The organism is Streptomyces violaceus (assembly GCF_036014075.1).
Classification (GTDB): Bacteria; Actinomycetota; Actinomycetes; order Streptomycetales; family Streptomycetaceae; genus Streptomyces; species Streptomyces violaceus.
The window spans coordinates 5439694-5466380 of the sequence record NZ_CP107911.1; the positions used below are offsets into that span (position 1 = coordinate 5439694).

Genomic DNA, 26687 nt, shown 5'->3' on the forward strand with positions numbered 1-26687 from the left:
CGCTCCTTCACGGTGCCCGTCCGCGGTCGCGGCGGCAGGTTGGCAGCCATCGTGCCATGGGGTGGTCTTGGAATGACCGGCCGCGGTATGGGCTGCGTACCTTCAATTGTCCGCTCGATAGGGGGCAGACTGACCGCATGGCTGATCAGTACGCGTACAGCGGCGATGACAAGCGGCCGACCGAGATCCCCGCGATCCGTTGGGAGGAGCCACCGGAAGGACCCGTTCTGGTCCTGCTCGACCAGACGAGGCTGCCGGCCGAGGAGGTCGAGCTGGTCTGTACGGACGCGTCCACGCTCGTGGAGGCGATCCGCTCGCTCGCCGTGCGCGGGGCGCCGCTGCTCGGTATCGCGGGGGCGTACGGTGTCGCGCTCGCCGCCGTGCGGGGCTTCGACGTGGACGAGGCCGCGACCGCGCTGGCGACCGCCCGGCCGACCGCGGTGAACCTGGCCCTCGGTGTGCGCCGGGCGCACTCGGCCCATGAGGCGGCGCTCGCCAAGGGCGGTGATGTCAGGCAGGCGGCCTCGGCGGCGCTGGCCGCGGCGCGCCAGTTGCACCGGGAGGATGCCGAGGCCAGTGCGCGGATGGCCGAGCACGGGGTGAGGCTGCTGGACGAGCTGCTGCCCGGCGGTGGGCACCGGATCCTCACCCACTGCAATACCGGTTCGCTGGTGTCGGGCGGGGAGGGGACGGCGTTCGCGGTGGCGCTCGCGGCGCACCGGGCGGGGCGGCTCCGGCGGCTGTGGGTGGACGAGACGCGTCCGTTGCTGCAGGGCGCTCGCCTGACGGCGTACGAGGCGGCGCGCAGCGGGATGGCGTACACGCTGCTCACTGACAACGCGGCGGGGTCGCTGTTCGCCGCCGGGGAGGTGGACGCGGTGCTGATCGGGGCGGACCGCATCACGGCGGACGGTTCGGTGGCGAACAAGGTGGGGAGCTATCCGCTGGCGGTGCTCGCGCGGTACCACCATGTGCCGTTCATCGTGGTGGCGCCGGTGACGACGGTGGATCCGGACACCCCGGACGGGGCGTCCATCGAGGTCGAGCAGCGTCCCGGTCACGAGGTGACCGAGGTGGTGGCGCCGCAGGTGCCGGTGGCCGGTGCGGCGGAGGCGGGTGGCGGCATTCCCGTGGCGCCACTGGGGACACAGGCGTACAACCCGGCGTTCGATGTGACCCCGCCCGAGCTGGTGACGGCGATCGTCACGGAGGAAGGTGTGGTTTCGCCGGTGACGGCTGAGGCGCTCGCTGAGGTGTGTGCGCCCTCGCGCAGGGTGACGACGGGCTGAGTCGGACGGCTGCCGGAGCGTGTGCGGGCGGGTGCGCTCCGGCGGTCGTGTCCCTCGCCCCGTGTGCCGGGCGCCCGGGCCGACGGGCGTCGTCGAGATCAACTGTGGGCGGGCGAAGGCAGACAGTTGCGCTTGCTGCGACTATGGTCACTGGCCGGTGACCTACCTCACCACTGCCTTCGCCACTGTTATGAGAATGGGATGATGTCGTTTATGAAGGGACGAGTCCTTGTCGTCGACGACGACACCGCACTGGCCGAGATGCTCGGCATCGTGCTGCGTGGTGAGGGTTTTGAGCCGTCTTTCGTGGCCGACGGTGACAAGGCGCTGGCCGCTTTCCGTGAGGCCAAGCCCGATCTGGTGCTGCTGGACCTGATGCTGCCCGGTCGGGACGGCATCGAGGTGTGCCGTCTGATCAGGGCGGAGTCCGGGGTGCCCATCGTGATGCTCACGGCGAAGAGCGACACGGTCGACGTCGTGGTGGGCCTGGAGTCGGGTGCCGACGACTACATCGTGAAGCCGTTCAAGCCGAAGGAGCTGGTCGCCCGGATCCGGGCGCGGCTGCGGAGGTCGGAGGAGCCAGCTCCGGAGCAGCTCGCCATCGGTGACCTGGTCATCGATGTGGCCGGACACTCCGTGAAGCGGGACGGGCAGTCGATCGCGCTGACGCCGCTGGAGTTCGACCTGCTGGTCGCGCTCGCGCGCAAGCCGTGGCAGGTGTTCACGCGCGAGGTGCTGCTGGAGCAGGTGTGGGGCTACCGGCACGCGGCGGACACGCGGCTGGTCAACGTGCATGTGCAGCGGCTGCGCTCCAAGGTCGAGAAGGACCCGGAGAAGCCGGAGATCGTGGTGACCGTCCGTGGTGTCGGGTACAAGGCAGGACCGAGCTGACATGTCCGGCGACAGTGCCGCTTCGGCGCCCGGACGGTCCGGGGCCCGCCCGGGGCGGCCTGTCGGGCGGAAGAAGGCGGGTTCCCGCTGGGGACGGTTCCTGGAGAGCGGTCTGCTGCTCCAGGGCGGGGTTCAGGGCAGCCCGGTCATCCGCCTGTTCATGCGGTGGGTGCGCCGGCCATTGCTGCCCGTCATGCGGTTGTGGCGGCGCAACATCCAGCTCAAGGTCGTCGTCACGACGCTGCTGATGTCGCTGGGTGTGGTCCTGCTGCTGGGCTTCGTCGTCATCGGGCAGGTGCGCAACGGCCTGCTGGACGCCAAGGTGAAGGCCTCCCAGAGCCAGGCCACCGGCGGGTTCGCGGTGGCCAAGCAGCGGGCCGACGAGGCGGCGAGCGGCACTGGCGACGGCGTCGCCACGGCGGACGGGCGTCCCGCGCGGAACGTCTCCGAGTGGATGAGCGCCCTCGTCTCCTCGCTGTCCAGCGGCGGTCAGGGCGCCTTCGACGTGGTGACGCTCCCGGCCTCCGACGAGGACGGCGCGGGCGGCCGGGGGCAGCGTGCCTCCGGCGAGGTGGACTGGAGCAAGAGCGTGCCCGCGGCCCTGCGGGAGCGGATCGGCAGCAGTACGACGGCCGCGCAGAGCTACACCCGCATCACCTACAACAACGCGACCAAGGACTCCCAGCCGGGCCTGGTCGTCGGCAAGCAGGTCAACGACCCCAACGGCGACCCGTACCAGCTCTACTACCTCTTCCCGCTCACCCAGGAGGAGAAGTCGCTGAGTCTGGTCAAGGGGACTCTGGCGACGGCCGGGCTGTTTGTCGTGGTGCTGCTCGGGGCCATCGCCTGGCTGGTGGTGCGCCAGGTCGTCACGCCGGTGCGGATGGCGGCGGGGATCGCCGAGCGGCTGTCGGCCGGGCGGCTTCAGGAACGTATGAAGGTCACCGGCGAGGACGACATCGCGCGGCTCGGCGAGGCCTTCAACAAGATGGCCCAGAACCTTCAGCTGAAGATCAGCCAGCTGGAGGACCTGTCGCGCATGCAGCGCCGGTTCGTCTCGGACGTGTCGCACGAGCTGCGTACGCCACTGACGACCGTACGGATGGCGGCGGACGTCATCCATGAGGCGCGGGAGGACTTCGACCCGATCACCGCGCGGTCGGCGGAGCTGCTGGCCGACCAGCTGGACCGGTTCGAGTCGCTGCTCGCGGACCTGCTGGAGATCAGCCGTTTCGACGCGGGTGCCGCGGCGCTGGAGGCGGAGCCGATCGACCTCAGGGAGGTCGTGCGGCGGGTGGTCAGCGGGGCTGAGCCGCTCGCGGACCGCAAGGGCACGCAGATCCGGGTGTTCGGCGACCAGCAGCCCGTCGTCGCCGAGGCCGACGCCCGGCGCGTGGAGCGTGTGCTGCGCAACCTCGTCGTGAACGCCGTCGAGCACGGTGAGGGCAGGGACGTCGTCGTCAAGCTCGCCGCGGCCGGCGGCGCGGTCGCCGTCGCGGTGCGGGACTACGGGGTCGGGCTGAAGCCGGGCGAGGCGACCCGGGTGTTCAGCCGCTTCTGGCGGGCCGATCCGGCACGCGCGCGTACCACGGGTGGTACGGGGCTGGGGCTGTCCATCGCCCTGGAGGACGCGCGGCTGCACGGCGGCTGGCTGCAGGCGTGGGGCGAGCCGGGCGGCGGCTCGCAGTTCCGGCTGACGCTGCCCAGGACCGCGGACGAGCCGCTGCGGGGCTCCCCGATACCGCTGGAGCCCAAGGACTCACGGCGCAACCGGGGGCTCGACGACGCGGGTCTGCCGTGCGGCGGCGGGGACGGCGAGAAGCGGGCCACCGTGCCGGCGCAGCCGGCGGGCGGTCCGGTGCCGCCGGGGCCGGCGCGGAACCCGATACCCCCGCGGGCGTCCACCGCGGCCCCCACGGCCGATCCGACGGCGCTGCCCGGCAACGGCGCGCGCGTGGTGCCGCGGCCCGCCTCGGGCACGCGGCGGCAGGACGAACCGACGGCAGCGGAGCAGTCGGTTCGCGGCGGGGGCGCGCAGGGCCCGGCGGGCACGCCCGGTGCCGGCGGTGCGAGTGGTACGGCGGGGACGGCTCGTGACGAGGGTGCGGGTGAACCGGCCGGAACGGCTCGTGACGGGGCCGGCAGTGGCCCTGTGGGGACGCCCCGGAAACCGGTCGGGAGCGGGCCGTGGGACAAGGACAACGGCTCCGCGGGCTCGGGCAGGGAAGCCGAGCCGGGAGACGCGGACAGGCAAGGGGAGGCATCTCGTGGGCGCTGACCGCGAGGGGCGCGGTCGGCGTACGCCCGCGCGCGTGATGGCGTACGCCGCTGGTGGCGTGCTGGTGCTGGCGGGGTGTGCCTCGATGCCGGACAGCGGGGATCTGCGGGGTGTGGAGTCCACACCGCGCCAGGACACCCAGGTGCGGGTGTTCGCCGTGCCGCCGGGGGAGGACGCGCCGCCCTCGGAGATCGTGCAGGGCTTCCTGGAGGCGCTGACCAGCGACGATCCGCACTACAAGACCGCGCGCCAGTACCTGACCGGCGAGGCCGCGAAGGCCTGGCGGCCGGAGCTGTCCACCACGGTGCTCACGGACGGGCCGGGTGCCAAGGCCGAGGGTGCCGGCGGCCGGGAGGACACCGGCGAGATCTCGTACACGCTGACCGGCACCAAGGTGGCCACCGTGGACGCGCAGCAGTCGTACGCGCCGGCGACCGGGGCCTACGGCAGGACCGTGCACCTGACGCAGGACGAGAAGAGCGGGCAGTGGCGCATCGACGCGCTGCCCCAGGGCGTTCTCATGGGCCAGTCGGACTTCCAGCGCAACTACATGTCCGTCAGCAAGTACTACTTCGCCTCCAACACCATGGCGGCCGGGGCGAACACGCAGCCCACGGCGGTCGCCGACCCCGTCTACGTCCGCCGCCGCGTGGAACCCATGACGCAGATGGTGCGCTCCCTGCTCAACGGGCCCACGCGGTGGCTCGGGCCCGTGGTCAGGTCGAGCGTCCCCACCGGTACGGCTCTGGCGAAGGATGCCGGAGCGCTGACGCCCGATGAGCGGAACAAGCTGACGGTCCCGCTCAACGACAAGGCCGCGGGCATCGGCACCAACAGATGCCAGGAGATGGCGGCCCAGACGCTCTTCACGCTGCGGAACCTCAGCCCCGCGGTGGACGAGGTCGAGCTGCGGGCCGACGGGGCCGAGCTGTGCTCGCTCACGCAGGAAGCGGCCGATGCGGCGGCCTTCCGGACCTCGGCGCGCCACCCCGACTACCTGTACTTCGTCGACGCCAAGGACCGGCTCGTACGGATCCCGGCGGACAGCAGCGACACCAAGCCGGACACGGCGCCGGGGGCGCTGGGCGAGGGCGACACGGCGCTGCGGTCGGTGGCGGTGTCGCGCGACGAGCACACCGCGGCCGGTGTCGGCCTCGACGGCAGGTCGCTGTACGTGGGGTCGCTGGTCTCGGGCGGTTCGCTGGGCGAGCCGGTGCTGCGCAGCCAGGGCCCGGCCGAGGAGGACCGGCTGACGACACCCAGCTGGGACGCGGACGACGGCCTGTGGGTGGCCGACCGTGACCCGGACAACCCCCGGCTGCTGCTGCTCGAGGAGGGCAAGGGCGATCCGCTTGAGGTGCGCACGCCGCACCTGGACGGGCGGATCCAGTCCGTGCGGGTGGCCGCCGACGGGGTGCGGATCGCGCTCGTCGTGGAGAAGGGCGGCAAGAAGACCCTGCTCATCGGGCTGATCGAGCGGGAGGAGAAGCAGGGCGAGAAGCCGGCCGTCAGGGTGGTCGAACTTCGCTCCGCGACGCCTGAGTTGGAGGAGGTCACGGCCATGTCCTGGGCCGGGGACAGCCGGCTCGTGGTGGTCGGGCGGGAGCACGGGGGCGTGGAGCAGATGCGGTACGTCCAGGTCGACGGCTCCACGCCGGACGTGCCGGCGCCAGCGGCTCTGACGGGCGTCAAGGAGGTCACCGCCGCCGAGGACGACCGGCTGCCTCTGGTGGCGTTCTCGGTGGACGGGATCGTCCGGCTGCCGTCGGGGGCGCAGTGGCAGAAGGTGACCGAGGGGACGGCGCCGGTCTATCCGGGGTGAGGTGTCCCGGTGGGGATGTGAGGGTTCCTGGCGAGGGCCGGTGAAGGCCAGGCAGTCGGCCCGGGCCGGTGCGTTTTCCACAGGGGGTTCTCCGAGTTTTCCACAGGGGTGGCAGGGGGCCGTCGCTGTTGGCACAGTGGTGGCCATGCGGGGGTGGTGGCGGGACCTCACCGACCTGGTGCTGCCGGGCGAGTGCGGGGGCTGCGGGGCGCCTCGTACGGTGCTGTGCGCGAAGTGCCGTGAGGTGCTGAGCGGAGCCGTGGCGCATCGGGTGCGGCCGGTGCCGGAGCCATCGGGGCTGCCTGTGGTGCACGCGGCGGCACGGTACGCGGACGAGGTACGGGCGACGCTGCTGGCCCACAAGGAACGGGGTGCTCTGGCGCTGGCCGGTCCGCTCGGGGTGGCTCTGGCGGGAGCGGTACGGGCGGGGCTTCCAGGAGAGCGGAGTGGGTCCTGGCACGGGGCAGGAGGGGCGTGGTCGCGGGGCTTCGGGGCGCCTGTGCTGCTCGTGCCCGTTCCGTCCGGGCGGCGTGCCGTGCGGGCCCGGGGGCATGACCCGGCGCGGCGGATCGCGCTCGCGGCGGCGGGCGAGCTGCGGCGGAGCGGGGTGCCGGCCAGGGCGCTGGGCGTGCTGCGGCAGGGGCGGGCCGTGGCCGACCAGTCGGGGCTCAACTCCCGGCAGCGGCTGCACAATCTCGCGGGCGCGCTGGCGGTGGTGCCCGGTGGTGTCCGGCTGCTCTCCGACGGCCTGGTCGTCCTCGTCGACGACGTGATGACCACGGGGGCGTCCCTGGCGGAAGCCGCGCGTGCCGTGCGGTCGGCGGCGGGGCTGGTTTCGAACGCTGCGGGGGCTGGGGCCGTGTACAGGGGAGAGACGTGGGAAAGCAGAGAAGAACAGAACGTCGGATCAACGCGAGAGAGGACGGGCCGATGGCCCGCCCGGCAGGGAATCACGGGCGCGGGCGGCGTCGGCGGAGTCGTTGACGTGGTGTGCGCGGCTGTGGTCGCGGCCTCGCCGGACTCTTTCGAAATAAACCGGAACTGACTGAGAACTTGCGTCGTTGCAGGTAACGAGAGGGCCTATTCACCTGAACGGAGGTACGCCGCAGTAGAGGGTGACGACATCCGTCCGGGCGAGATATGTTCGGTTGAGAGGGAAAGCCGCAGGCCACACCTCGCAAATCCGAATGCCGTGCTGCGGGTTTTTCTTCATCACTCGCGACGGTGGAGTGGAGATCTCACTCACGGGGGAGGAGGTGGAAGTCACCGAGTGTCCGAGGTTCCGGGCCTCACCGGAACCTGGTGCAAAAGGGAGATGCTCCGCACCGAAGCGGAGTGATCCGGGAACGGAGTTCTGCGTGGACATCGTCGTCAAGGGCCGCAAGACCGAGGTGCCCGAGCGGTTCCGGAAGCACGTGGCCGAGAAGCTGAAGCTGGAGAAGATCCAGAAGCTCGATGGCAAGGTGATCAGCCTCGACGTCGAGGTGTCCAAGGAGCCCAACCCCCGGCAGGCCGACCGCTGTGACCGAGTGGAGATCACGCTCCGCTCCCGCGGTCCGGTGATCCGGGCGGAGGCAGCGGCGAGCGATCCGTACGCGGCGCTCGACCTGGCGGCGGAAAAGCTGGAAGCCCGGCTGCGCAGGCAACACGACAAGCGGTTCTCGCGCCGTGGCTCGCGCCGGATCCCGGCCGCCGAGGTCGCCGATCACGTCCCGGGCGTGGCGACGCTCAATGGCAACGGCTTGGTGCCGACTCCGGACGAAGAGCCCGAAGCCGTGCCCACGAAGAAGATCGGCTCACTGGAAGTACAGGGTGACGGCCCCATCGTCGTCCGCGAGAAGACCCACGTCGCAGCCCCCATGACCCTCGACCAGGCTCTCTACGAGATGGAGCTGGTCGGGCACGACTTTTACCTGTTCGTCGACTCCGAGACCAAGGAACCGAGTGTCGTCTACCGGCGGCACGCCTACGACTACGGCGTGATCCACCTCAGCACGGACACGATGGTCACACAGGTGCACGCCCCCGATGCGGGCGGTGCGCTCGGCGGCTGACCGTGCCGGATGACAGCGGAGCAGGTGCCCCTGGAGCGCGTGTGCGCCCCCAGGGGCACCCCTGTGCGACCACTGCGCGCCCCGCTCGGTCGTCCCGGTGCCGTCCGGGCATGAAATCATGGTGGCCACGATCCAACCGGTGGGTCGTTGCTCTGGGTTGGCGATGGCTCAGGACCACAGGCCGCAGCCTTCAGGGGGAGGAACGATGGCGGACAGCTTCGGACCGATGCGTGACGAGGATGCCGACGACGGCGTCGTCGGCATGGGCCCGGACACGGACACGGACACTCCACGCAAGGAACCGATCAGAGTCCTAGTGGTGGACGACCACGCCCTGTTCCGCCGTGGCCTGGAGATCGTGCTCGCGGCCGAGGAGGACATCCAGGTCATCGGGGAGGCAGGCGACGGCGCCGAGGCCGTCGAGAAGGCCGCCGACCTGCTGCCCGACATCGTTCTGATGGACGTGCGGATGCCCAAACGGGGAGGGATCGAGGCGTGCACCTCCATCAAGGAAGTCGCACCCAGTGCCAAGATCATCATGCTGACGATCAGCGACGAGGAAGCCGATCTCTACGAGGCCATCAAGGCGGGCGCGACCGGCTATCTCCTCAAGGAGATCTCGACGGACGAGGTGGCCACCGCCATTCGCGCGGTGGCCGACGGGCAGTCGCAGATCAGCCCGTCCATGGCGTCGAAGCTGCTCACCGAGTTCAAGTCGATGATCCAGCGCACGGACGAGCGCCGGCTGGTGCCCGCGCCGAGGCTGACGGACCGCGAACTCGAAGTCCTCAAACTCGTCGCGACGGGGATGAACAACCGTGATATCGCCAAGGAGTTGTTCATCTCCGAGAACACCGTGAAGAACCATGTGCGCAACATCCTGGAGAAGCTGCAGCTGCACTCCAGGATGGAGGCGGTGGTGTACGCGATGCGGGAGAAGATTCTCGAGATTCGGTGAATCGGTAGAGCTCAGCCGAGGATGCGGGCGATCTCCTTCGCGAGGGGCTCGCGCAGAGCCGGTGTGCCGACCCGCTCCACGCGTACGTCCGTGCAGTCCACCCAGGTCGCGGCCTCGGCCAGGGCCTGGGCGACGGCCGGGACCGCCTTCGGGCCGTCGAGGGTGACCTGCCTGGCCACCAGCGTGCCGCCCTCGCGGGCCGGGTCCACGCGGCCGACGAGCCGGCCGCCGGCCAGGACCGGCATCGCGAAGTAGCCGTACACCCGCTTCTGCTTGGGGACGTAGGCCTCCAGGCGGTGGGTGAAGCCGAAGATCCGCTCCGTGCGCGCCCGCTCCCAGATCAGGGAGTCGAAGGGCGACAGGAGGGTGGTGCGATGGCGGCCGCGCGGAGGTGTCTCCAGGGCCGCGGGGTCGGCCCAGGCCGGCTTGGACCAGCCCTCGACGGTGACCGGGACCAGGCCCGAGTCGGCGATCACCGCGTCGACCTGTTCGCCCTTGAGTCGGTGGTAGTCGGCGATGTCCGCGCGGGTGCCGACGCCGAGGGACTGGCCCGCCAGGCGGACCAGGCGGCGCAGGCACTCGGTGTCGTCGAGTTCGTCGTGCAACAGGGAGGCCGGGACGGCGCGCTCGGCGAGGTCGTAGAGACGCTTCCAGCCGCGGCGCTCCACGCAGACCACCTCGCCGTACATCAGGGCGCGTTCGACGGCGACCTTCGTGCCGGACCAGTCCCACCAGTCGCTCGTCTTCTTCGCGCCGCCCAACTCCGTGGCGGTGAGGGGGCCTTCGGAGCGGATCTGCTTGATGACCTGGTCGTAGACACCGTCCGGGAGTTCGTGGTTCCAGTGCGGGCGGTTGCGGTAGGCGCGGCGGCGGAAGGCGAAGTGGGGCCACTCCTCGATGGGGAGGATGCAGGCCGCGTGGGACCAGTACTCGAAGGCGTGAGTGTCTTTCCAGTAGGCGTTCTCGACTGTTTTCCGGCCTACCGCGCCCAGGCGGGCGTACGGGACGAGCTCGTGGGAGCGGGCCAGGACCGAGATGGTGTCGAGCTGTATCGCGCCCAGGTGACGGAGGATGCCGCGGACGCCGGAGCGGCGGTCTGGGGCGCCTAGGAAGCCTTGGGCGCGGAGGGCCAATCGGCGGGCCTCGTCCGCGGAGAGCTCTGCTGTGGGGCGCGGGGTGGTCATGGGTCCGCACGATAGGGGGTGGGACTGACAGTGGTGGGTGAGCAGGGGTTTGTTCGTGGGTGCTGGGCGTTGGTGCTGGGAGCGGGTGGGTCCGCAGCCTGGCGTAGCGGGGTGCCTCCTCCATTCTCGGCTTCGCTCGAGCGGGGGGACCCCCACCGCCCACCCGTGCCGCCCTGGGGGTACCTCCCAGGCCCTTAAGGCACTGGGGGAGGCACGCATGCCCGCAGCTAGGCGGGGGCAGGCAAGTACGGGGCCGTTGACGGGAGGCTCAGGTCTGAGGGGAGCAGGGAGCCTACCCAGGAGTCTCGGCGTACTCCCTTGTTGTTGACGGCGGCGCGCAGGGTGCCTTCGATGGTGAAGCCGGAGCGTTCCGCTACGGCGCGGGAGGCGCGGTTGCCCACCTCGGCGCGCCATTCGACACGGTCGAGCGCGGCGTTGACGAAGGCCCAGCGGCAGGTGGTGAGGACGGCCTCCGTGATGTAGCCGTTGGCGCGGTGCTGCTTGGTGGCCCAGAAGCCGATCTCGCCGACGCCCAGGGCGCGCATGGTGATGCCGAGCATGCCCGCCAGTTCTCCGGAGTGGAGGAAGACGCCGAGAGTGAACATGGACCCGTCCGCCCAGCCGTCCGGGACCATCTGTTCCGTGAAGTCCTGGGCGTGCTCGCGGAGGTACGGCGAGGGGATCGTGGTCCAGCGCTGGATGTCGGGGTCCTGACAGGCGTCGTACACCGCGTCGGTGTCCTGAGGGCCGACCGTGCGCAGCAGAAGGCGGTCCGTGGTGAGGGTGACGGGGTCCATCGGCCGATTCTGGTGGGAGGTCACCGAAGGTGCCATCTGTTTGCGGTGGGTGAGCGCCTTATCACGCTTCGCTTAATTCGGTCGGGGGATGCGGCACTATCCGCGGCGCCCGGACGTTGTCCCCTTTGAAGCAGACGTGAATCAGAATTGAAGCGACGAACGGTCGCCGTGGCAGGCCCTCCCGGCGCGGCGGGGTCCTCGCATACGATGGCCGTTGCTCAGTAAGTCAAGTGGTAACCGACCGTCCCAGGCCCGACCGGCAAGGAGACCAACCCCCGTGTCCGTCCTCTCGAAGATCATGCGTGCAGGCGAAGGCAAGATCCTGCGCAAGCTGCACCGCATCGCGGACCAGGTCAACTCCATCGAAGAGGACTTCGTCGACCTCTCCGACGCCGAGCTGCGCGCCCTCACCGATGAGTACAAGCAGCGCTACGCCGACGGCGAGACCCTGGACGACCTGCTGCCCGAGGCGTTCGCCACCGTCCGTGAGGCCGCCAAGCGCGTCCTCGGCCAGCGTCACTACGACGTGCAGATGATGGGCGGCGCCGCCCTGCACATGGGCTACGTGGCAGAGATGAAGACCGGTGAGGGCAAGACCCTCGTCGGAACGCTGCCGGCGTATCTGAACGCCCTGTCCGGCAAGGGCGTCCACATCATCACGGTCAACGACTATCTGGCCGAGCGCGACTCCGAGATGATGGGCCGCGTCCACCGGTTCCTGGGCCTGGAGGTCGGCTGCATCCTGGCCAACATGACGCCGGCTCAGCGCCGCGAGCAGTACGCCTGCGACATCACGTACGGCACGAACAACGAGTTCGGTTTCGACTACCTGCGCGACAACATGGCGTGGTCCCAGGACGAGCTCGTCCAGCGCGGCCACAACTTCGCCATCGTCGACGAGGTCGACTCCATCCTCATCGACGAGGCCCGTACGCCGCTGATCATCTCCGGCCCGGCCGACCAGGCCACCAAGTGGTACGGCGACTTCGCCAAGCTGGTCAAGCGCCTCAAGCGCGGCGAGGCCGGCCAGCCGCTCAAGGGCATCGAGGAGACCGGCGACTACGACGTCGACGAGAAGAAGCGCACGGTCGCCATCCACGAGTCCGGCGTCAGCAAGGTCGAGGACTGGCTGGGCATCGACAACCTCTACGAGTCGGTGAACACGCCGCTGGTGGGCTACCTGAACAACGCCATCAAGGCGAAGGAGCTCTTCAAGAAGGACAAGGACTACGTCATCATCGACGACGAGGTCATGATCGTCGATGAGCACACCGGACGTATCCTCGCCGGCCGCCGGTACAACGAGGGCATGCACCAGGCGATCGAGGCGAAGGAAGGGGTGCCGATCAAGGACGAAAACCAGACGCTCGCCACGATCACCCTCCAGAACTTCTTCCGCCTCTACAAGCGCCACGACCACAGCGGCAAGGAGCAGCCCGGTCTGTGCGGCATGACCGGTACGGCCATGACCGAGGCCGCCGAGTTCCACCAGATCTACAAGCTCGGTGTCGTGCCGATCCCGACCAACCGGCCGATGGTCCGCGCGGACCAGTCGGATCTGATCTACCGGACCGAGGTCGCCAAGTTCGAGGCGGTCGTCGACGACATCGAGGAGAAGCACCGCAAGGGTCAGCCGATCCTCGTCGGCACCACCTCCGTCGAGAAGTCCGAGTACCTCTCGCAGCAGCTCAGCAAGCGCGGCATCCAGCACGAGGTGCTGAACGCCAAGCAGCACGACCGGGAGGCGACGATCGTCGCCCAGGCCGGCCGCAAGGGCGCCGTCACGGTGGCCACCAACATGGCCGGCCGTGGTACGGACATCAAGCTCGGCGGCAGCCCGGAGGACCTCGCCGAGGCGGAGCTGCGCCAGCGCGGCCTCGACCCCGAGGAGCACATCGAGGAGTGGGCACACGCTCTGCCCGAGGCGCTCCAGCGGGCCGAGAAGGCCGTCCAGGCCGAGAAGGACGAGGTCGAGAGGCTCGGCGGGCTCTACGTGCTGGGCACCGAGCGGCACGAGTCGCGGCGCATCGACAACCAGTTGCGCGGTCGTTCCGGCCGTCAGGGCGACCCGGGCGAGTCCCGCTTCTACCTCTCGCTCGGTGACGACCTGATGCGCCTGTTCAAGGCCCAGATGGTCGAGCGCGTGATGTCGATGGCGAACGTCCCGGATGACGTGCCGATCGAGAACAAGATGGTCACGCGCGCGATCGCCTCCGCCCAGTCGCAGGTCGAGCAGCAGAACTTCGAGACCCGTAAGAACGTCCTGAAGTACGACGAGGTCCTCAACCGCCAGCGTGAGGTCATCTACGGCGAGCGGCGCCGCGTCCTGGAGGGCGAGGACCTGCACGAGCAGGTGCAGCACTTCATGGACGACACCATCGACGCCTACGTCCAGGCGGAGACGGCCGAGGGCTTCCCCGAGGACTGGGACCTCGACCGGCTGTGGGGTGCCTTCAAGCAGCTGTACCCGTCCAAGATCACGATCGAGGAGCTGGAGGAGGCGGCCGGCGACCGGGCCGGGCTGACCGCCGAGTTCATCGGCGACTCCATCAAGGACGACATCCACGATCAGTACCAGGCGCGTGAGGATCAGCTCGGCTCCGAGATCATGCGTGAGCTGGAGCGCCGGGTCGTGCTGTCGGTCCTGGACCGCAAGTGGCGCGAGCACCTCTACGAGATGGACTACCTCCAGGAGGGCATCGGCCTGCGCGCCATGGCGCAGAAGGACCCGCTGGTCGAGTACCAGCGCGAGGGCTTCGACATGTTCACCGCGATGATGGAGGGCATCAAGGAGGAGTCCGTCGGCTACCTGTTCAACCTGGAGGTCCAGGTCGAGCAGCAGGTCGAGGAGGTCCCGGTCGAGGACACCAAGCCGGTGGCGGACCTGGAGAAGCAGGACGCGGTGCCGGCGCAGGCGGGCTCCCGGCCGGAGATCCGTGCCAAGGGGCTCGACGTCCCGCAGCGGCGCAACCTCCACTTCTCCGCGCCGACGGTCGACGGTGAGGGCGGCACCATCGAGGGCGACTTCACCGAGGACGGTGAGCCGGTGCGTTCCGAGTCCGACGGCCTCACGCGCGCGGAGCGCCGCAAGCAGGCGCGGGGCCGGGGGCGCCGTAAGAAGTGACGGTGGCCGAGGCACCGTAGCGGCTTGAAGGGCCGGACACCGAGGGTGTCCGGCCCTTCAGCTTGGGGTGACTCTCGGCCCGGCCTCCGCGGCCTCGGCCGGCGTGTACCTCAGTCGGCCTCCGCGTGGGGTGGGCGGGGGCCGCCCAGTTCTACCGCCGTGCAGCGCCAGCGGAGGTCCTGGCCGAGTTCCAGGCGGAAGGCCATGGCGCGGAGCCGGTCGCCGGCGCCGATGCGGGCGAAGGCCTCGATGGCACCGGCGCGGGGTTCGAACCAGCCGATGTCCCGGACGACGGGGCGGGCGCCGCGGGTGCGCAGGGGGCCGCGCTCGGCGAGCCAGGCCAGTTCGTCATAGGCGCGGCCCCGGGTGTGACGGAGCATCGAGTGGACGGGGCGGCGGCCGCTGAGGACGGCGAGCAGGAGGTCGGCGAAGAGGTCGGTGGGGAGAAGCGGCTGGGGGATCGGCCGACGGGGGCTCTGGGCCGGGACGCGGGGCGTGGTGTCCGTGGCGGTGCCGGGTGCCGGCCGGGTTGCTGTGCGGGTGCCGGAGGGGGTCGGCGGGCGGGTGTCCGCGGGCCGGGTGTGGGCGGTCCCGTCGCGGCCGGCGGCTGGGGGACGGTCTCCGGCGGCCGCGGTGCGGGCGGGGCCCCCGCCGGGGGCGCGCGGAGGGGCGGTGCTGCCGGGGGTGCGTGGGGCTGCGCCGGAAGGGGCGCGTGAGGCGGTGCCGCCGGGACGGCGGGTGTCGCGTCGGGCCGGAGGGCGGCTCGCCGGGCGGTGCTGTGCCCTGGTCATGACCTTGTTCATGGGGGTCCCCGTTTCATGGGCCGGTGGATACCGGTGAGTAACTTCGGTTGGTGATCTTGTACGGGGTGAACGGGGGCAGGAGCAAGGAAGCGGACCTCGGGTCGCGGGCGCCGGAATGTTCACCTATCCGGGTGACCTGGAGGGCCGGGAAGCCCGTCACTGCCGGGGTGTGCCGGGTGAATCCAGGGCCCGGGGTGGACGCGTCCGGCGTCACGGGCCGGAACTCGAAAGGGGACCCCCGCACGTATCCTGGAGGCCCTCCGGGACCCTCCTGAGTCCTCCGACCATGAACCGACCACGAAAGCGGCCAGCCATGCGTGTCTACGTGCCCCTGACCCTCCCCGGTCTCGCCGAGGCGTACAAAACGGGTGAGCTGGGAGCCGGGCCGTTCGTGGCGTACGCCGTGACGCCCGCGCTGCGGGAGTGGTACGTCTCCGACGACATCGAGGAACTGGAGTACGCGGCGCTGAACCGGGCAGCGCTGGCCTCGTTGCGGCTGCTGGCGATCGAGCCGGGGGTGCCGCGGCGCCGGGTCGTGGTGGCCGTGGACGTGCCCGACCGGGCCGCGAGTGCCGACCCCGACCGGGGGCTCGATCCGACGGCGCTGGGGGAGGTACGGGTCTCGGGGGCCGTGGCGCTGGCCAGGGCGGCTTCGGTGCATGTCGACGCGGATGACGCGCAGGCGGATGTGACGGCGGCTGCCGCGGCGCTGGGGGCGGCGGATGCCGGGGACGACGACGCGCAGTTCGTCGTGGACGGGGCCGAGGATCACGAGCTGCTGTGGTTCGCCACGCAGGAGATCCCGAACCTGGTGGGGCACGGGGACTGAGCGGTCCGCGCCGGGGGCGCGTTGAGGCGCTGTTCTCTTGATTGTCAGTGGGGCCGGGTACGTTTTCAGGCATGGGGATGAAGACGGGCGCGCACATTGTCTGGGACTGGAACGGGACGCTGTTCCATGACATCGACGCGATCATCGGGGCGACGAACGCGGCATTCGCCGAGCTGGGGCTGGAGTCGCTGACGCTGGAGAAGTACCGGGAGCTGTACTGCGTGCCGGTGCCGAAGTTCTACGAGCGGCTGATGGGGCGGCTGCCGACCGAGGCCGAGTGGGAGGCCATGGATGAGATCTTCCACCGGTACTACGCCGAGCATCGGGTGACGTGCGGACTGACGGTGGGGGCCGTGGAGCTGCTGTCGGGGTGGCGGTCGGCGGGGCGCAGTCAGTCGATTCTGAGCATGTATGTGCATGAGGAGCTGGTGCCGTTGGTGCGGGGGTTCGGGATCGAGCCGCACTTCATACGGGTGGACGGGCGGACCGGGCCGTCGGGGGGCAGCAAGGCCGAGCACATGGTGCGGCATCTCGCGTCGCTGACGGGGGTGGAGCCGGGGCGGACCGTGGTGATCGGGGATGCCGCGGATGATGCGATGGCTGCGCTGCATGTGGGGGCTCGTGCTGTGCTGTATACCGGCGGGTCGCACAGTCGGGCGAGTCTGGAGGCGGTGGGCGTTCCGGTGGTGGACACGCTGGAGGATGCCGTTGCGGAGGCGGAGCGGCTCGCGGCCTGACCGGAAAATGGTGGGTTCCGGGTGCTCGGCGTCGGTGCTCGGGCCGGGTGGTCCGCAGCCCAGCGATGCGGGGTGCCTCCCCCACTCTCGGCTTCGCTCGAGCGGGGGGGACCCCCACCGCCCACCCGTGCCGCCCCTAGGGCCTGTCGTTTGGATCACGCCGCAGACGCGGGGTCTGGCACGCACATCTGCCGCGTTGTCGTCACTCGCCGACGCTCCGCGTCGACTCCCTCCTCCGCCTTGCAGCTGCACGCACCAGACCCCGCTCACCGGCGCTGACAAGGTGCCGCCGATTCCCTGCGCCCTGATCCAAACGACAGGCCCTAGCGGCACGCATGCCCGCAGCGGGGAGGTCCGCACTGTGCAGAACGTCAAACTTCCAGGCCTGGTTTTGTACACATACGGCTCATGACGGGGCCCCTGCAAGGAGCGATAGCCTTGGTGGCGTGATCAGCGCGATAGTTCGCGGGGACGTCGTCGTCCCTGCCCTGCGCCCGGAGAGCACGGACCACATCCGTGACCGGGCGGCAGTCGCTGGTCTTCGCGGGCGGTACGGGGCATCGATGACTCCCGGGACGCCGAGCACCACCGGGACCGAGGCGTCGCAGAGAGCAGCGTCACACCCGTGGGGCAGCTCAAGAATGGCTCAGACACCCCCGCTCCTCTCGTCTGGCGGCATAGCGTCGGAACAGACCGGATACCCCGTGTCACGGCGTGACGTCGTCAGCGCAGAGACCGTACTTCCTTCTACGTCACGCAACGGCGCGCGACAGGAGCCAGAGGACAATGCAGACCAAGCTGGACGAAGCCAAGGCCGAGTTGCTCGAGAGGGCCGCCCGGGTTGCTGAGAACAGCCCGGTCGGGGGGCACCTACCGACCGGGTCGACGGGCGAGGAGACCCCAGACGCCCAGGAAGCCCCGGACCGCGAGTCCCTGATCTCGTTCCTCCAGCGTTACTACCTGCACACGGCCCCGGAGGACCTTGCCGACCGCGACCCGGTCGATGTCTTCGGAGCCGCCGTATCCCACTACCGGCTGGCCGAGAACCGCCCCCAGGGCACGGCCAACGTGCGGGTTCACACCCCCACCGTGGAAGAGAACGGGTGGACGTGCAGCCACTCCGTCGTCGAGGTCGTCACCGACGACATGCCCTTCCTCGTCGACTCCGTCACCAATGAGCTGACGCGGCAGGGGCGCGGGATCCACGTCGTCATCCACCCGCAGTTCGTGGTGCGGCGCGATGTGACCGGCAAGCTCATCGAGGTGCTGCCCACGCCGGCGACCGGCGCCGGTGACCTCCCGCACGACGCGCACGTCGAGTCCTGGATCCACGTGGAGACCGACCGCGAGACGGACCGGTCCGACCTGAAGCAGATCACCGCCGACCTGCTGCGCGTGCTGTCCGACGCCCGTGAGGCCGTCGAGGACTGGAACAAGATGCGGGAGGCGGCGATCCGGCTGGCGGAGGGGCTGCCGGACGAGTCCATCCCCGGTGATCTGCCCGGACCGCAGGTCGAGGAGGCCCGCGAGCTGCTGCGCTGGCTCGCCGACGACCACTTCACGTTCCTCGGCTACCGCGAGTACCAGCTGCGCGAGGACGACTCCCTGGCCGCCGTCCCCGGCACCGGGCTCGGCATACTGCGCGCGGACCCGCACCACGACGCCGAGGAGAGCCACCCGGTCAGCCCGTCGTTCGAGCGGCTGCCCGCCGACGCCCGGGCCAAGGCGCGCGAGCACAAGCTGCTCGTCCTGACCAAGGCGAACAGCAGGGCGACCGTGCACCGGCCGTCGTACCTGGACTACATCGGGGTGAAGAAGTTCGACGCCGACGGCAATGTCGTCGGCGAGCGGCGGTTCCTCGGGCTGTTCTCCTCCGCCGCCTACACCGAGTCCGTGCGCCGCGTCCCCGTCATCCGGCGCAAGGTCGAGGACGTCCTGGAGCGCGCCGGGTTCTCACCCAACAGCCACGACGGACGCGACCTGCTCCAGATCCTGGAGACGTACCCGCGCGACGAGCTCTTCCAGACCCCCGTCGACGAGCTGCGGTCCATCGTCACCTCCGTCCTCTACCTCCAGGAGCGCAGGCGGCTCCGGCTCTACCTGCGCCAGGACGAGTACGGGCGCTACTACTCCGCCCTCGTCTACCTCCCGCGCGACCGCTACACCACGGCCGTACGCCTCAGGATCATCGAGATCCTGAAGGAGGAACTGGGCGGCATCAGCGTCGACTTCACCGCATGGAACACCGAGTCGATCCTCTCCCGGCTGCACTTCGTGGTCCGGGTCCCGCAGGGCACCGAGCTGCCGGAGCTGTCCGACTCCGACAAGGACCGCATCGAGGCCCGGCTGGTGGAGGCGGCCCGCTCCTGGGAGGACGCCTTCGCCGAGGCGCTCAACGCCGAGCTCGGCGAGGAGCGCGCGGCCGAACTGCTGCGCCGGTACGCGCACGCCTTCCCCGAGGGCTACAAGGCCGACCACAACCCGCGCGCCGCGGTCGCCGACCTCGTCCACCTCGAACAGCTGAACGCCGAGGAGGGCAAGGACTTCGCGCTCAGCCTGTACGAGCCGGTGGGCGCCGCCCCCGAGGAGCGCCGCTTCAAGATCTACCGCACGGGCGACGCCATCTCCCTCTCGGCCGTGCTGCCGGTCCTCAACCGGCTCGGCGTCGAGGTCGTGGACGAGCGGCCGTACGACCTGCGCTGCCCGGACCGCAGCGTGGCCTGGATCTACGACTTCGGCCTGCGCATGCCCCACTCGCAGAACGGCAGCGGGGACTACCTCGCCGACGACGCCCGCGAGCGCTTCCAGGACGCCTTCGCCGCCACCTGGACCGGCAAGGCGGAGAACGACGGCTTCAACTCCCTCGTGCTGAGCGCGGGGCTCACCTGGCGCCAGGCGATGGTGCTGCGGGCGTACGCGAAGTACCTGCGCCAGGCGGCTTCGACGTTCAGCCAGGACTACATGGAGGACACCCTCCGCAACAACGTCCACACCACCCGCCTGCTCGTCTCCCTGTTCGAGGCGCGGATGTCGCCGGACCGGCAGCGCGCGGGGCACGAGATCGTGGACGCGCTGCTGGAGGAGGTCGACGCGGCACTCGACCAGGTGGCCTCGCTCGACGAGGACCGGATCCTCAGGTCGTTCCTCACGGTCATCAAGGCGACGCTGCGGACGAACTTCTTCCAGGAGGCGGCGGGCGGCAAGCCGCACGACTACGTCTCCATGAAGTTCGACCCGCAGGCCATCCCCGACCTCCCGGCACCGCGTCCGGCGTTCGAGATCTGGGTGTACTCGCCGCGGGTCGAGGGCGTGCACCTCAGGTTCGGCAAGGTCGCGCGCGGTGGTCTGCGCTGGTCCGACCGGCGTGAGGACTTCCGCACCGAGATCCTCGGCCTGGTCAAGGCGCAGATGGTGAAGAACACCGTCATCGTGCCGGTGGGCGCCAAGGGCGGCTTCGTCGCCAAGCAGCTGCCCGACCCGAGTGTCGACCGGGACGCGTGGCTGGCCGAGGGCGTCGCGAGCTACAAGACGTTCATCTCCGCGCTGCTCGACATCACCGACAACATGGTGGCCGGCGAGGTCGTGCCCCCGGCGGACGTCGTCCGGCACGACGAGGACGACACCTACCTCGTCGTCGCCGCCGACAAGGGCACGGCGACCTTCTCCGACATCGCCAACGGGGTCGCCGAGAAGTACAACTTCTGGCTCGGCGACGCCTTCGCCTCCGGCGGCTCCGCCGGTTACGACCACAAGGGCATGGGCATCACGGCCCGCGGCGCCTGGGAGTCCGTCAAGCGGCACTTCCGGGAGCTGGGCGTGGACACCCAGACCGAGGACTTCACGGTCGTCGGCATCGGAGACATGTCCGGTGACGTGTTCGGCAACGGCATGCTGCTCTCCGAGCACATCCGGCTGGTGGCCGCCTTCGACCACCGGCACATCTTCATCGACCCGAACCCGGACGCCGCCACCTCCTACGCCGAGCGCCGCCGCCTGTTCGAGCTGCCCCGCTCCAGCTGGGAGGACTACAACAAGGAGCTGCTGTCGGCCGGCGGCGGCATCTTCCCGCGTACGGCCAAGGCGATCCCGGTCAACGCGCACATCCGCCAGGCCCTCGGCATCGAGGCCAAGGTCACCAAGCTGACCCCGGCCGACCTGATGAAGGCGATTTTCCAGGCGCCGGTGGACCTGCTGTGGAACGGCGGCATCGGTACGTACGTCAAGTCCTCGGCCGAGTCGAACGCGGACGTCGGCGACAAGGCCAACGACGCCATCCGCGTCGACGGCAAGGACCTGCGCGTCAAGGTCGTCGGCGAGGGCGGCAACCTGGGCCTGACCCAGCTCGGCCGGATCGAGTTCGCGCTGCACGGCGGCCGGATCAACACCGACGCCATCGACAACAGCGCGGGCGTGGACACCTCCGACCACGAGGTGAACATCAAGATCCTGCTCAACGGCCTGGTCGCGGACGGCGACATGACCGTCAAGCAGCGCAACAAGCTGCTCGCCGAGATGACCGACGAGGTCGGCCGCCTGGTGCTGCGCAACAACTACGCGCAGAACACGGCGATCGCCAACGCCCTCGCCCAGTCCGGCTCCATGCTCCACGCGCAGCAGCGCTTCATGAAGCACCTGGTCAGGGAGGGCCACCTCAACCGGGCGCTGGAGTTCCTGCCCGCCGACCGGCAGATCCGTGAGCGGCTCGCCCAGGGCCAGGGTCTGACCGGCCCGGAGACGGCCGTGCTCATGGCGTACACGAAGATCACGGTCGCCGAGGAGCTGCTGCACACCTCGCTGCCGGACGACCCGTACCTGAGCACCCTGCTGCACGCGTACTTCCCGACCGAGTTGCGCGAGCAGTTCCCGGAGCACCTCGTCAGCCACCCGCTGCGCCGCGAGATCACCACGACCGTCCTGGTCAACGACACGGTCAACACGGGCGGTACGACGTATCTGCACCGTCTGCGCGAGGAGACCGGGGCGTCGCTGGAGGAGATCGTGCGGGCGCAGACCGCGGCCCGGGCGATCTTCCGCCAGTCCCCGGTGTGGGACAGGGTGGAGGCGCTCGACAACAGGGTCGAGGCCGACGTCCAGACCCGCATCCGCCTGCACTCGCGCCGTCTGGTGGAGCGCGGCACGCGCTGGCTGCTCAACAACCGGCCGCAGCCGCTGGAGCTCGCCGAGACGGTCGACTTCTTCGCCGACCGGGTCGAGCAGGTCTGGGGGCAGCTGCCGAATCTGCTGCGCGGCGCCGACCTGGAGTGGTACCAGAAGATCTTCGACGAGCTGACGGGCGTCGGCGTCCCGGAGGAACTCGCCACCCGGGTGGCCGGCTTCTCCTCCGCGTTCCCGACGCTCGACATCGTCTCGGTCGCGGACCGCATGGACCGGGAGCCGCTGGACGTCGCCGAGGTCTACTACGACCTCGCCGACCGGCTGCGCATCACCCAGCTCATGGACCGCATCATCGATCTGCCCCGCGCCGACCGCTGGCAGTCCATGGCCCGCGCGGCGATCCGCGAGGACCTCTACGCGGCGCACTCGGCGCTGACCGCAGACGTCCTGGCGGTGGGCAACGGCACCTCGACACCCGAGCAGCGCTACAAGGCGTGGGAGCAGAAGAACGCGGCGATCCTCGGCCGGGCCCGCACCACACTGGAGGAGATCCAGGGCTCCGACGCGTTCGACCTCGCCAACCTGTCGGTGGCGATGCGCACGATGAGGACGCTGCTGCGGACGCATTCGTAGGTCGCATGGCCTCTTGGGCGCCCCGGGCCGCTGTCGGCCCGGGGCGCTTTCCTCTTGGCGAGCCTCAGGCGCTGGGGCGTGGGTCCGCAGCCCGGCGTAGCGGGGTGCCTCCCCCACTCTCGGCTTCGCTCGAGCGGGGGGGGGGGGACCCCCACCGCCCACCCGTGCCGCCCTGGGGGCGCCGCCCAGGCCCTTAAGGCACTGGGGGAGGCACGCATGCCCGCAGCTAGGGCGGTGCGGTGGGCCGCGGCTCAGCTCAGCGGGCTGCTTACTTCAGTGCGCTTGCCACCAAGCGGGCTGCTCTTTTCACCCGGGGGCGGGCCAGGCGGCGGACTGTTGGGCGGATCAGGGTTGCTGTGGCTCCCGTGGGTTCCCAGCGGGCCTGGAGGCGGCCGGGGGCGTGGCCTTCGGGTTCCACGGTCAGGTGATGGTGGGGGACCTGGGTGGTGAAGGGCGGGAAGGTCAGGGGGGCCAGGAGGAGGCCCGTGTGGGAGACGCCCTCGTGTCGCAGGCGGAGCAAGGGGTGGCGGACTCCGGAGAAGCCGTAGAAGGGGAGCAGGGCCGCCCCGAGGTCGAGGTGGGCGTGGCCCTCGAAGACACCGGGGCTGACGGGGGAGAGGCGGAAGTGGACGTGGACGCGGTGTCCGCCGGGGGCGATGAGGAGGGTGGCGCGCCGGGGACCGACGGGGAGGCGCAGGGCCGGGTCGTAGGTGCGGATCGCGAGGTCGACGGAGGCGCCCGGGCCTCGGGTGATCTCCGTGATCTCGTGGCGGAACTGGGCGCTCGGGAAGGGGCGGGTCTCCAGATCCTGGTCTGAGATGTCCAGTTCGCGGCGGGACCATTCGGAGACCGGGATCCGGTCGCCCCAGTACGTGCGGCCCTCCCCGTCCGTAGTGATCTGCCTGGGCCCCACACCGTGACCCAGGCCGCGGGCCGCCAGCCGGGCCTCCGGCAGACGGCGGTCGCGGATCAGCTGGAGGACGACGCGTTCGGCGCGCGGGAGACGGGCGAACGCGCCGGGGGAGAGCGTGTCGAGGTACGGCGTGACCAGGTCCGCGAAGGACGACAGCCACGCCTCGTCCCGGTAGGGCAGGTCACCGGCGTACATCCGGAAGTCGTGCTTGAGGAACTTGTAATCCTTGTCCTCGCGCAGCGACTCGTGCCCGCTCTCGGCCAGGAACGCGTCGATGAGGTGCTGGACGTGGATACGGTCCCGGACGTTGGCGAGCTTGTGCCGCTGGTTCGATATCGACGCCGCCTCGGAGGCGGCGTAGGGGGCCACGTACCAGCGGTAGACCGGCTCCGGGACGATCGTGAAGCTCTTGGCCAGGCAGTACGCCTGCGCCGAGAACAGCTGGTCCTCGTAGTGGATGCCCTCGGGGAAGCGCAGGCCGTACCGGTCGAGGAAGGCGCGGGCGTACATCTTGCTCGTCGACAGGTGCTCGAAGAGCAGACGCGGGTCGGCCTCGATGCCGTCGAGAGTGCGGCGCTCGGCGACCAGGTGCGGCATCCAGGTCGAGCGGCGGCCGTTGTCCACCCGGACCCGCTGCACCGCGCCCATCGCGAAGTCGATCTCGCGTTCGCGGTGCGCGGCGAGCAGCAGTGCGACGGCGTCGTCGGGGAGTTCGTCGTCGCTGTCGAGGAACATCACATACGGCGCCCGGGCGATGTCCAGGGCGCGGTTGCGCGGGACGCCGCAGCCGCCGCTGTTCCGCTCCAGGCGGAGGTGGCGGACGCGGGGGTCCTGGGCCGCGAGACGTCGTGCCACCTCCGGGGTGCCGTCCGTGGAGTGGTCGTCGCTGATGATGATCTCGATGTTCGCGTGGGTCTGCCGGCGGACCGAGTCGACCGCGCGGGTGAGGCGTTCGGCGTCGTTGTAGACGATGGCCGCCACGGTGACGTCGGGGGTGCTCATGCGGTCGCCTCCTGCGGGGTCGGGGCCGGGGTGCGTTCCTCGATCGGCAGTACCGGCGGCAGGGAGCGTTCGTCCTGGCCGAGGAAGACCCGGCGTACGACGCGCTCGGCGGCGCGTCCGTCGTCGTACTCGCAGAACCTGCGCCGGAAGGTGGCCCTGGTCTTCGCCGCGCCCTCGTCGCACCAGGCCTCGGTGGTGAGGATCTCCGTCAGTTCCTGCTGGGTGCGGGCGACCGGGCCCGGGGCCTGAGCCATCAGGTCGAAGTAGACGCCGCGGGTGGTGCGGTACGTCTCCCAGTCGTCGGCGTGGATCACGATCGGCCGGTCGAGGTTGGCGTAGTCGAACATGATCGAGGAGTAGTCCGTGACCAGGGCGTCCGCCGCCAGGCACAGATCCTCGACCGGGTCGTAGGAGGAGACGTCGATGATCCGGCCCGTGCGGCGCAGGTTGGTGAGCGGGGAGGCCGCGCCGCCGTAGAAGTAGTGGCCGCGCACGAGCAGGACCGTGTCCTCGCCGAGGCGGTCGGCGAGGGCGGCGAGGTCCAGGCGGGGGGTCCAGCCGGCCTCGTAGTCGCGGTGGGTCGGCGCGTAGAGGACGGCCCGGCGGCCCGGGTCGATGCCGAGGCGGTCGCGGACGGCGCGGATGTCGTCGGCCGTGGCCGTGTAGTAGACGTCGTTGCGCGGATAGCCGTGGTCGAGCGAGACGTAGTGCGAGGGGTAGGCGCGCTCCCACATGCGGGTGGTGTGGCTGTTGGCGGAGACGCTGTAGTCCCACTTGTCGATGCGCTCCAGCAGCGCCTTGAAGTCCAGGCCCTGCGCGGCGGCCGGGTACGCCATCTGGTCCAGGCCCATGCGCTTCAGCGGCGTGCCGTGGTGGGTCTGGACGTGGATCGCGTCCGGGCGTTTGACCACCGCGTTGGGGAAGTTGACGTTGTTGACGAGGTACTTGGCGGTCGCCAGCACCTCCCAGTAGCGGCGGCTGCCGGGCACGACATGGTCGGTGCCGGGCGGGAGGAGGGCCTCGTTCTCCTGGGTGACCACCCACACCGGGTGGATCTGCGGGGCGAGTTCGGAGAGCTCGGCGGCGATGGCGGCGGGGTTGCAGGCGACGCCGCGGTTCCAGTACGCCGCGAACACCGCCAGGTGGGGGTTGACGGGGCGGGCGAGTGCCCGGCGGTACTGGTGGTCGCGGAGTTTGGCGCCGGCCTGGCGCTTGCGGGCCCGTACGGCCGACTTGGCGGTGCGGCGGGTGCGGTTGACGGCCTGGAAGGCCCGGTACCTGGCGTAGGCGCCCTCTTCGAGCAGGGAGCGGCGGACGCCTTCGAGACCGGCGGGTCGGCTGTAACCCTCGGGGCGGCGGCGCAGGGCGGCCAGGGAGGCCCGGCGGAAGAACTCCCGCGCGACCTCCTCCTCCATGCCGCCGCGCGCGAAGACGCGCAGGCAGTCGCGCACCATGACGTCGTAGAGCACGGCGTGGGCGGCGGGGCGGCCCCGGGTGAGGTCGAGGAGGGACTCGTAGCGCTCGACGAGGCCGTAGCGCTGTTCGGGAGTGACCGGCGGCAGGCTCGCGGGACGCAGGGTGCGGTCCTCGTAGGCCACGTGCGGCAGACAGGCGACGCGGTCGGCGAGCAGCAGTGCGGCCAGTGCGGCGTGCGGCTCGTCGTCGGTGGTGAGCTGCTGCTCGTGCGCCCGCCAGAACTCCGCGCGCAGGACGCGGGTGCCGAGCAGCGGGGTGAGGCGCAGCAGGGGCGCGCAGACGTCGAGGGCGACGTCGGCACGGCCGGCCCGGGCCAGCAGGGAGCCGTTCGGGGAGGGCATGCCGGAGGTGTGCCAGGTGCTGCGGACGTGGTCGAGCAGCAGGACGTCCACCTCGGCGGGCAGCTCGGCCACCCGCTCGGCGATCGTGCGCGGGGCGCCGGCGGGCAGGCCGTCCTTGGCGTGGACGAAGTGCAGCCAGCGGCCCGAGGCCCGTGCCGCGCCCGCCGCCCGGGCCGCGGCGTCGCCCATGCCGTCCGGCACGGGCAGCACCTGGACGTCCGGGGTGTGCCGCTCGGCCGTCTCCCGCGCCCAGTCGCCGACCGCGGCCACGATCACCTCGGCGTCCGGGAGGGGATGCGCGGCGAGGGAGTCGAGGAGTTCCGTCAGATGGTCCTGAACGTTCGCCCCGTGGACGATGAGGCTGAGCTCGGCCATCGCGAGGGCTCCTTCTCACTGATGCGTCGTGTTCGGTCATGGTTTCATCAATAGGACAAAACGGCC

General features: G+C 70.5%; 16 protein-coding genes. 11 read left to right on the plus strand and 5 right to left on the minus strand.

From position 1 onward, the window contains the following. The first annotated feature begins 137 nt into the window (after positions 1-137). The 7 genes from mtnA to OG542_RS24665 all read left to right on the plus strand — a co-directional run bounded on the left by mtnA (position 138) and on the right by OG542_RS24665 (position 9292). Positions 138-1289, plus strand: a complete 1152-nt coding sequence (gene mtnA / locus OG542_RS24635; RefSeq protein ID WP_328413697.1) for an S-methyl-5-thioribose-1-phosphate isomerase — start codon at positions 138-140, stop codon at positions 1287-1289. A 201-nt stretch (positions 1290-1490) separates the two neighbouring features. Next, complete coding sequence (mtrA, locus tag OG542_RS24640) at positions 1491-2180, plus strand: two-component system response regulator MtrA (protein WP_009188938.1); 690 nt, start codon at positions 1491-1493, stop codon at positions 2178-2180. A 1-nt stretch (position 2181) separates the two neighbouring features. Next, positions 2182-4458, plus strand: a complete 2277-nt coding sequence (mtrB, locus tag OG542_RS24645; RefSeq protein WP_328413698.1) for an MtrAB system histidine kinase MtrB — start codon at positions 2182-2184, stop codon at positions 4456-4458. Next, positions 4448-6280, plus strand: a complete 1833-nt coding sequence (locus tag OG542_RS24650; RefSeq protein WP_328413699.1) for an LpqB family beta-propeller domain-containing protein — start codon at positions 4448-4450, stop codon at positions 6278-6280. Before mtrB ends, OG542_RS24650 begins: the two co-directional genes overlap by 11 nt. A 145-nt stretch (positions 6281-6425) precedes the next feature. Beyond that, positions 6426-7325 (plus strand): ComF family protein, encoded by a 900-nt coding sequence (locus tag OG542_RS24655; RefSeq protein ID WP_328413700.1) that lies wholly within the window; start codon positions 6426-6428, stop codon positions 7323-7325. Positions 7326-7638: 313 nt separating this feature from the next. Beyond that, positions 7639-8334 carry a ribosome hibernation-promoting factor, HPF/YfiA family gene (hpf, locus tag OG542_RS24660; protein WP_184593374.1) on the plus strand — a complete coding sequence of 232 codons (696 nt, stop codon included), beginning with the start codon at positions 7639-7641 and terminating at the stop codon, positions 8332-8334. A 205-nt stretch (positions 8335-8539) separates the two neighbouring features. Further along, on the plus strand, positions 8540-9292 hold the full coding sequence (locus OG542_RS24665; protein ID WP_261683530.1) for a response regulator: 753 nt from the start codon (positions 8540-8542) through the stop codon (positions 9290-9292). 11 nt (positions 9293-9303) lie between these two features. On the opposite strand, the gene OG542_RS24670 is transcribed toward OG542_RS24665, so the two are convergent. Continuing rightward, positions 9304-10476, minus strand: coding sequence for a winged helix-turn-helix domain-containing protein (locus tag OG542_RS24670; RefSeq protein ID WP_311126011.1), 1173 nt, complete (start codon positions 10474-10476; stop codon positions 9304-9306). A gap of 227 nt (positions 10477-10703) precedes the next feature. Beyond that, positions 10704-11273 (minus strand): GNAT family N-acetyltransferase, encoded by a 570-nt coding sequence (locus OG542_RS24675; protein WP_328413701.1) that lies wholly within the window; start codon positions 11271-11273, stop codon positions 10704-10706. A 277-nt stretch (positions 11274-11550) separates the two neighbouring features. Between OG542_RS24675 and secA the strand changes: the two genes are divergently transcribed. Further along, complete coding sequence (gene secA / locus OG542_RS24680) at positions 11551-14397, plus strand: preprotein translocase subunit SecA (protein WP_311126009.1); 2847 nt, start codon at positions 11551-11553, stop codon at positions 14395-14397. A 110-nt stretch (positions 14398-14507) separates the two neighbouring features. On the opposite strand, the gene OG542_RS24685 is transcribed toward secA, so the two are convergent. Continuing rightward, on the minus strand, positions 14508-15200 hold the full coding sequence (locus OG542_RS24685) for an Rv3235 family protein (protein ID WP_328413702.1): 693 nt from the start codon (positions 15198-15200) through the stop codon (positions 14508-14510). Between the two features lie 313 nt (positions 15201-15513). On the opposite strand from OG542_RS24685, the gene OG542_RS24690 reads away from it, so the two are divergent. The 3 genes from OG542_RS24690 (at position 15514) to OG542_RS24700 (ending at position 22514) form a co-directional block, all read left to right on the plus strand. Next, complete coding sequence (locus OG542_RS24690) at positions 15514-16029, plus strand: DUF6912 family protein (RefSeq protein ID WP_328413703.1); 516 nt, start codon at positions 15514-15516, stop codon at positions 16027-16029. A gap of 71 nt (positions 16030-16100) precedes the next feature. After that, positions 16101-16766, plus strand: a complete 666-nt coding sequence (locus OG542_RS24695; RefSeq protein WP_328413704.1) for an HAD family hydrolase — start codon at positions 16101-16103, stop codon at positions 16764-16766. 786 nt (positions 16767-17552) lie between these two features. Beyond that, a complete protein-coding gene (locus tag OG542_RS24700; protein ID WP_328413705.1) occupies positions 17553-22514 on the plus strand; it encodes an NAD-glutamate dehydrogenase in 4962 nt (1653 codons plus the stop codon). 268 nt (positions 22515-22782) lie between these two features. Here OG542_RS24700 and OG542_RS24705 read toward each other — a convergent pair whose 3' ends face one another. Then, complete coding sequence (locus OG542_RS24705; RefSeq protein ID WP_328413706.1) at positions 22783-24429, minus strand: glycosyltransferase family 2 protein; 1647 nt, start codon at positions 24427-24429, stop codon at positions 22783-22785. Beyond that, on the minus strand, positions 24426-26621 hold the full coding sequence (locus OG542_RS24710; RefSeq protein WP_328413707.1) for a CDP-glycerol glycerophosphotransferase family protein: 2196 nt from the start codon (positions 26619-26621) through the stop codon (positions 24426-24428). Before OG542_RS24710 ends, OG542_RS24705 begins: the two co-directional genes overlap by 4 nt. Between the last annotated feature and the right edge of the window lie 66 nt (positions 26622-26687).